Source organism: Prevotella sp. MA2016 (genome assembly GCF_000619825.1).
GTDB lineage: Bacteria > Bacteroidota > Bacteroidia > Bacteroidales > Bacteroidaceae > Prevotella.
Genome location: NZ_JHUW01000001.1, coordinates 1 through 5,310, shown reverse-complemented (window position 1 = coordinate 5,310; position 5,310 = coordinate 1). Strand labels below are relative to the sequence as shown.

At 46.5% G+C, this 5,310-nt stretch carries 8 protein-coding genes; all 8 read left to right on the top strand.

Annotated features, from left to right (window positions below; all coding sequences use genetic code 11):
- Positions 1 to 181 precede the first annotated feature (181 nt).
- The 8 genes from T360_RS0100045 (at position 182) to T360_RS0100005 (ending at position 5,271) form a co-directional block, all read left to right on the top strand.
- Positions 182 to 415 carry an acyl carrier protein gene (locus tag T360_RS0100045; RefSeq protein ID WP_028910967.1) on the top strand — a complete coding sequence of 78 codons (234 nt, stop codon included), beginning with the start codon at positions 182 to 184 and terminating at the stop codon, positions 413 to 415.
- A 27-nt stretch (positions 416 to 442) separates the two neighbouring features.
- A complete protein-coding gene (locus tag T360_RS0100040; protein WP_028910966.1) occupies positions 443 to 1,189 on the top strand; it encodes an SDR family NAD(P)-dependent oxidoreductase in 747 nt (248 codons plus the stop codon).
- A gap of 7 nt (positions 1,190 to 1,196) precedes the next feature.
- The gene (locus T360_RS0100035) at positions 1,197 to 2,240 is read left to right on the top strand and encodes a 3-oxoacyl-ACP synthase III family protein (protein WP_028910965.1); all 1,044 of its coding nucleotides are present in this window, start codon (positions 1,197 to 1,199) and stop codon (positions 2,238 to 2,240) included.
- A 3-nt stretch (positions 2,241 to 2,243) separates the two neighbouring features.
- On the top strand, positions 2,244 to 2,663 hold the full coding sequence (locus T360_RS0100030) for a VOC family protein (RefSeq protein ID WP_028910964.1): 420 nt from the start codon (positions 2,244 to 2,246) through the stop codon (positions 2,661 to 2,663).
- Positions 2,664 to 2,666: 3 nt separating this feature from the next.
- Positions 2,667 to 4,238 carry an HAD family hydrolase gene (locus T360_RS0100025; RefSeq protein WP_036928350.1) on the top strand — a complete coding sequence of 524 codons (1,572 nt, stop codon included), beginning with the start codon at positions 2,667 to 2,669 and terminating at the stop codon, positions 4,236 to 4,238.
- 1 nt (position 4,239) lies between these two features.
- A complete protein-coding gene (locus T360_RS0100020) occupies positions 4,240 to 4,461 on the top strand; it encodes an acyl carrier protein (protein WP_028910962.1) in 222 nt (73 codons plus the stop codon).
- Positions 4,462 to 4,732: 271 nt separating this feature from the next.
- Positions 4,733 to 4,975: a hypothetical protein gene (locus T360_RS0100010; protein WP_155949326.1), complete on the top strand. Its 243-nt coding sequence runs from the start codon at positions 4,733 to 4,735 to the stop codon at positions 4,973 to 4,975.
- Complete coding sequence (locus tag T360_RS0100005; RefSeq protein ID WP_028910960.1) at positions 4,972 to 5,271, top strand: hypothetical protein; 300 nt, start codon at positions 4,972 to 4,974, stop codon at positions 5,269 to 5,271. Before T360_RS0100010 ends, T360_RS0100005 begins: the two co-directional genes overlap by 4 nt.
- Positions 5,272 to 5,310: the final 39 nt, after the last annotated feature.

Sequence of the window (5,310 nt, the reverse complement as noted above, 5' to 3'; positions counted from 1 at the left end):
TTTGATGGAGAGGGTTTTCCCTCGGAATCAACTACATCCTTCCCATATAGGGGAAGGCTTGGTTAGGGTGGATGCTTCTTTTAGTTCTTTTCTTCGCGCCGAAGAAAAGGACAGTTTAGAGGACATTTTAAAAAGGACAGTTTAGAATAAGAATTAGTATTAATTAATAAAATAATAAGTAATGGAACTTTCAAAATTTCTTGAGAATTTCGCTGAACAATTTGATGAAACAGATCCAAGTGAGATCACCGCAAATACTAATTTCCGTGATCTCGACGAATGGTCATCCCTCATGGCCCTTAGCATCATCGCTATGGTTGATGAAGAATACGATGTTCAACTGAAAGGTAACGACATACGTGAAGCCCATACCGTTGAAGATTTGTTCAATACAGTAAAATCAAAGGCAGAATAATGACTTGCCAGTCATTTAAAAAATAATATGTTCAATCCATTTTCAATAGAAGGTAAAACAATCTTTGTAACCGGTGCTGCATCAGGCATGGGCAAAGCAACCGCCATAGCCTGTGCAAAGATGGGAGCAATAGTTGTTGGTGCCGACTTCAATGCAGAAGGCCTGTCAGAAACGATGAGCCAGTTGGAAGGCAACGGTCATCAATCCTTTATCATCAATCTGGCCGATGAATCCACATGGACTGACCTGCTCACCAACGCACCAGTCTTTGATGGTATAGCCAACTGCGCCGGTATCGCCAATATGAATCCTTTTATGTTCGTGAACCGCGAAGAGTTTGATAAGGTCTTTAATATCAACTTTTTCGGTCCCGTCCTGTTGACAAAAAGCCTGATTAAGGCAAAGAAACTTCATAAAGGAGGTTCCATTGTGTTTGTCGCTTCACAAGATGGCAATCTGATTGTTCATGCTGGCAATTCTGTTTATTCTGCCAGCAAGAGCGCTCTGGTAGGTATGTCCAGGAATATGGCTATCGACTTGGCACCCAAAAAGATCCGTGTCAACTGCATCCTGCCAGGAACAACCGACACCCCTCTTATTCGTACAGAAAATGTTACTGAAGAGTCATTGGCCGAAGTAGCCAAATCCTTCCCTTTGAAACGATTTGGCACCCCAGAGGATATGGCCTATGGCATCATCTACCTGCTTTCTGATGCCAGCAGTTTCGTAACCGGAACAGAGCTCGTTATTGATGGTGGATATACAAAGTTGTAATAGATAGATGGCAACAATAAGATTTAATCATATTGGAATCCGCGCCATGAGTGCCTGCGTTCCAAAGACAGTGGTGAGTAACCGTGATTTAGGGTATCTTATTCCTGAGGCTGAGATAGAGAAGACTATCAAGAACATCGGTATTGAGGAGCGCCGTATTGCCGATGCCGACTGCTGTGCCAGCGACTTGTGCTACAAGGCAGCCGTGCAGTTGATGGAGGATAATCAGATAGACCCTAATAGCATTGATGTGCTGCTTTTCATGAGCCAGACATCCGATTACAGGATACCCGCAACAGCACCTATACTCCAGCATCGCTTAGGTCTTTCTACAGATACACTGGCATTAGACTTGACCCTTGGCTGCTCTGGCTTTGTGTTTGCACTATCTACGGCATTTGCCTATGCCAATATGGGCTTGCGCGTGCTCCTGCTTGATGGCGAGACCTTCTCAAAGATTGTCAACAAGCGTGATAAGGTGGATTGGCCCCTTTATGGCGATGGCGCTACAGCCACATTAGTAGAACAAGGTGATTTTGAAGAGACGATTTTTATGCTCCATACGGATGGCTCCGGCAAAGATGCTGTGATGATTCAGGATGGCATGCGAAACCCTATAACAGCCGAATCTTTGATTGAAAAAGAGCAGGAGGAAGGCAACATACGCAATGGTCTTGAGGTGTTTATGGACGGAATGGATGTTTTCAATTTCGCCATGAAACGTGTGCCCAAGAGTATTAAGAACATTGCTGAAGCCGGTGGCTTTGCTTTGGATGATATCGATTGGTTGGTATTCCATCAGGCCAATCGGTTTATGACCGACTTCTTTGTGAAGAAACTGAAGTTTAATCCCGAGAGAGTGCCTTATTGCATCGACCGTTATGGCAACACCAGTTCTACAAGCGTACCCCTTACTATTGTCAGCGAGCTGCACGACAAGTTGAAGGATGGTCAGCGCGTGGTGATGACCGGATTTGGAGCCGGTCTCAGCTGGGGTACTGTCAATATGGTGTTCAACGGTTGTAAGATCTCTCCCGTCATTGAATATTAAGCCATGCTGGAAGGTATGAAGTTCCACCACATAGGGGTGGCAGTGAAAAGTATTGAGGCCACAGCCGCGATGTATGAACAGGCCGGTTACAGGAAGTCTGCCATCGTGACTGACCCCATACAGAATGTCAACATCTGCTGGCTCACCAAAGCCGGCGAACCCATTGTGGAACTGCTAGCACCCGTGGATGAGACCTCTCCGGTTTGTAAGACCCTGGAGAAGAATGGCGTTACGCCTTATCATTGCTGCTATGTTGTGGATAATCTGGAAGAGGCTGTCAAGGCACTGCGTCAAGAGAAGTATGTACTCACCAGCAAACCAGAGCCCGCTGTGGCATTCTGCGGCAGCAGAGTTTGTTTTCTGTATAATAAGAACGTGGGACTGATAGAATTGGTTGAAACCCCCGCCAAGATTATAGATTGATTGATGTTTGTATTTAGAAACAATACCGTAGAGCGTTTCTTTCCGAAGGACTATACGTTCAGCGGCTACGATGATATCTCCTACATCCCTACCGACGTAGATGGCTATGTCTGGTTCTACCAACTGCCGGTGAAGTACGACCAAGAGCTTCTCTGCGCTGAGATCAGGGGCTATGCCCAGAAGCTGTCGTTTGTGCTGTCGCAAGTGGATGCAGCCAAACCCTTCATCGTCCTGACCATGGATGAGGGCGCTTATAGCGCGCCTTTTACATCCGGTGCAGAGCTGATAGCCGCAGTGGCAGAATATAATACGGTATTGGTGCAGGCAGCGTCAGACTGCAGCCAGGTGAAACTGCTGGATATACGAGAGTTCACACGGCAATATACCGCATCAGAAGTCTTCGACTGGAAGTTCTGGTTTATCTCGCAGATGGGTATGAACCCGAAACTCACCAAACCATTCATGCAATGGTGGTCGCGTAAGTTGGACGAGATTTCTTTGAAACGCAAGAAATGCCTGGTCCTCGACCTCGACAACACCCTGTGGGGAGGTGTGTTGGGTGAAGATGGTATCGAAGGCATCCAGCTGGGTGGCGACTATCCAGGCAAGGCATTCCACTACTGGCAGGAGGCCCTGTTGGCGTTGAGTAAGAGTGGTGTGATCCTGACAGTCTGCTCTAAGAACAACGAGGCAGATGTGCTGGAAGCCTGGGAGAAAAATCCGTTCATGGTGCTCAAGAAGGACAACTTTGCCACTTGGCGCATCAACTGGACCGACAAGGCCACCAACATCAAGGCACTGGCAGAGGAGTTGAACATCGGTTTAGACAGCTTTGTGTTTGTAGATGATAATCCCACCGAGCGCGAACTGATTCGTCAGATGTTACCGATGGTAGAAGTACCCGAATTCCCTGCACAGCCCTACGAGCTGCCCGTATTCTTCAAAGCACTGGTTGAAAAATATTTCCGGGTGTATGCCGTTACCAATGAGGACAAAAAGAAAACGGAGCAATATAAAGCCAATGCCCAACGCGCACAGGCCCAGCGTAGTTTTGTTGACTTCGACTCATTCTTGGAGAGTTTGAACATCCAGATCACGCTTGAAGCTGCCAATGAGTTCAATATTCCCCGTATCGCTCAGATGACACAGAAGACCAACCAGTTCAACCTCACTACCAAGCGCTATACCGATGCCGATGTGCGTCAGTTTGTGGAGCAAGGTTGGAAGATATGGTGTATCAGTGTGTCGGATAAGTTTGGTGATAATGGCATCACCGGTTGTGTTATGCTGAATGGTGATACCATTGATACCTTCCTGCTCAGTTGCCGTGTTTTGGGTAAAGGTATTGAAGTGGCTTTTATGAAGCGCATTCTTCTAGAGTTACAGCAGCACGGCATGGCAGCAGTAAAAGCCTCTTATATTCCTACAGCCAAGAATGCCCAGGTAAAGGCGTTCTATGAGACTTGTGGTTTTACATGTGTGTCGGAAGAATCCGACGGCAAGAAGGCATACCTCTTGAATTTGGAGGATGCTGATTTAGATATTAAAGCATATTATCATATAAAGTTGAAATAACATGGAAGAAAAGGTATTAGAAATCCTGAAGGATCTCTTTGAGTTAGACACCGTAGATAACACCTGTTCCCAGGCCACCTGTGAGCAGTGGGACTCTATGGGCCAGTTGAATCTCGTCGTAGAACTTGAAAGTGAGTTCGACGTAACTCTGGAGCCCGAAGAAATCGGCGACATGAAGTCCTATGATGACATCATCCGCATCCTCAAAACCAAACTTTCCTAAGCGACCAGCCCCGCGTAGTCGCCGAAAACAGGCCTCCCCGCTCGCTTGAGGCTCGCTCCACCCACCCTCGCTCTTAGGGTGGCTGCTCGCCCCCCAGCCGCGCGGCATCCCCCTAGGTGTTTTAGCATGGTATTAGAATAAGAATAAAAAAAAACTTGCAAATATCAAAATTGGTTTTTATATTTGCAGCGGTAATATATATAGGAGTATAATTATGTGTACAGTAAGTGTCAAGGTAAACGAAGCTGCAATTCGTGACATAAATCCACATTTGGACACCCCTGCGGCTATTCGCCAATGGGCACAGGATGTGTTGGATCGTTATGTTGAAGCCTTGGTAGTTAAGCATCGTATGGAAGGACTTGATGTTGAGCCTGACTCTATGAGTGAGGAAGAAGCACTCGCTTTAGCTCCTGCCGCTTCTGCCAAGAAATATCCGTATGATCGTGATATGACTGTAGAAGAGTTATATGCCGCCATCGTCGAGGATGTCAAGGAAATCTACGCGAAATGACGGAGTATAAGTATATCGTTAAGGTACGTGCACAGCGCAAAATCCGTCTGTTCTATCAGAATGTGGCCCGTAAATACAAACATACGTATGACTTGGATGATCTTATTCGCGATGTGCAAAACGCAACGTTTGGTATCTATCAGATAGAAAAGACGCTATTAAGGCGCGAACCAACTATCCGGCGCTGGGCAGGTTATCATATGGCTCACAAGGGAAAATGGTACTTCGCATACATCATAGAAGGCGATACTATTTTCATTGAAGATGCCTGCCATGCTCAAAATATGCATGACTAATAGTATTTGATATCCCCCCGCTCGCTTGAGGCTCGCTCC

Bases quoted from the DNA above. Each gene is read 5' to 3' on its own strand.
- T360_RS0100030 (WP_028910964.1), top strand. From the start codon at position 2,244: ATGCTGGAAGGTATGAAGTTCCACCACATAGGGGTGGCAGTGAAAAGT.
- T360_RS0100020 (WP_028910962.1), top strand. From the start codon at position 4,240: ATGGAAGAAAAGGTATTAGAAATCCTGAAGGATCTCTTTGAGTTAGAC.
- T360_RS0100045 (WP_028910967.1), top strand. From the start codon at position 182: ATGGAACTTTCAAAATTTCTTGAGAATTTCGCTGAACAATTTGATGAA.
- T360_RS0100040 (WP_028910966.1), top strand. From the start codon at position 443: ATGTTCAATCCATTTTCAATAGAAGGTAAAACAATCTTTGTAACCGGT.
- T360_RS0100035 (WP_028910965.1), top strand. From the start codon at position 1,197: ATGGCAACAATAAGATTTAATCATATTGGAATCCGCGCCATGAGTGCC.
- T360_RS0100005 (WP_028910960.1), top strand. From the start codon at position 4,972: ATGACGGAGTATAAGTATATCGTTAAGGTACGTGCACAGCGCAAAATC.
- T360_RS0100025 (WP_036928350.1), top strand. From the start codon at position 2,667: ATGTTTGTATTTAGAAACAATACCGTAGAGCGTTTCTTTCCGAAGGAC.